Source organism: Veillonella sp. R32, from assembly GCF_010093125.1.
Lineage (GTDB): Bacteria > Bacillota > Negativicutes > Veillonellales > Veillonellaceae > Veillonella_A.
The window spans coordinates 1-1451 of the sequence record NZ_NMZQ01000055.1; the positions used below are offsets into that span (position 1 = coordinate 1).

At 34.9% G+C, this 1451-nt stretch carries 1 protein-coding gene; it reads right to left on the reverse strand.

The window, feature by feature from the left end:
• Nucleotides 1–80 precede the first annotated feature (80 nt).
• Nucleotides 81–1202, reverse strand: a complete 1122-nt coding sequence (locus tag VER_RS10010; RefSeq protein ID WP_162100681.1) for an IS1249 family transposase — start codon at nucleotides 1200–1202, stop codon at nucleotides 81–83.
• Nucleotides 1203–1451 lie beyond the last annotated feature (249 nt).

Below are 1451 nucleotides of genomic sequence, written 5' to 3' on the forward strand. Positions count from 1 at the left end.
CTTTTATTGTAACGGATTTTATTCAATATGTCTTTTTTTTGTACAAAAAAGTAGGGTTATAGGACAAAATGTGTTGCTGGTCAGTCCCAATAATTATCAGGAAGAGAATCATAATTATGCAAATCGCCCCAAAGAATGGCATCTCCCCAAGTAGGAATGGAAGCTTCTAACTGGGCTTTAGTACTCATATTAGAATAAAGCTTTGCAATACTCTTGTCTGTAGGCATTACTTTTAAAATTTCAGAAGCTGAAAGCGGTTTCGGTGAGTGTAAATAACACCACCAAAAAACCGCTTTTATTCTTCTTTCGATAGATAGTCCTCTATGGGCTCTGAGCATGGCTCTGAGTTGAGCATTAACAGCTCCTTCAATTCGATTATTAGTTGCTGGAAAGTTTCGCTCCTCGGCCCAAGGACTCTCAAGATACGTAAATAACGTATTCGTTTTCACAAGTCTAACTAACGAGTATTCAGCCTTAAGTAAACGCTCATGAGTAGGTCTAAGCGCTCCTGATTCATCTCTAGTCATTTCACTCAAAAACTCTTTATGTTTTATTTTCCAATTAGTTAATCTAGTAATCCAAATAATAGCTTGATCTTTACTTTCTATATGTAGTAAATCTTTAGCAAGAGTATATAATTCAAATCCTGCCAAAGTTTTAGGCCTGCTAGTTGTATACTTTTTTACCTGACAAAATGCATGAAATGTACACCGTTGATGTTTGGCTTTCGGCCAAACTTTTTTTAATGCTTTTTTAAAACCTGTTCCACCATCTGAAACAACTAGGATAGGCTCTCTGATTCGACTCACTAAAGCATCCCAAGCTTTAGAATGTTCATAACGACAAAGATACCATCCTAAAACATATTTTTCGTCGCAGCAAATAAGAATACAGGCTTTCCTAGATAAATAAATGCCATCAACAAATACAATATTTCGTTGTTCTTCTATTTTAGGTGGCATAGGCCATATATTCCAAAACACTGATGATTTTCTACGAAATGTACGACCTTCACCAGGCATCTCCTTTTGAGTTTGCTTACTAAATAGCCAATTGTGAAATATTTTTAATTGTTTAGCAGAATTATCTACTGTACGGATAAATGAAGACTTGCAATTATTACAATACCATCTCTGGTTTCCGCCACTTGTTTTTCCATTTTTCTTACATACAAATCCACAGTTAATACATTTTACATGCATGAGTATACAATCCTCCTAAAATTTATATTCTTAGGAAGATAAAAACGTATTTAAGCTAGTAATTGCAAGGGGTTTCAGCATTTTTAGCAACACATTTTGTCCTATAACCCAAAAAGTAGGCGCCAAGAGGACACGCAACTTGCGTTTCTCTTTAACGCCCCAAAATAAATTATAGAACCTTTTTTACTCGTTTATGAATTGCTTTGGTGTCTAAACCTCCATATAATCCTTTATAATCATTGTTTGTAG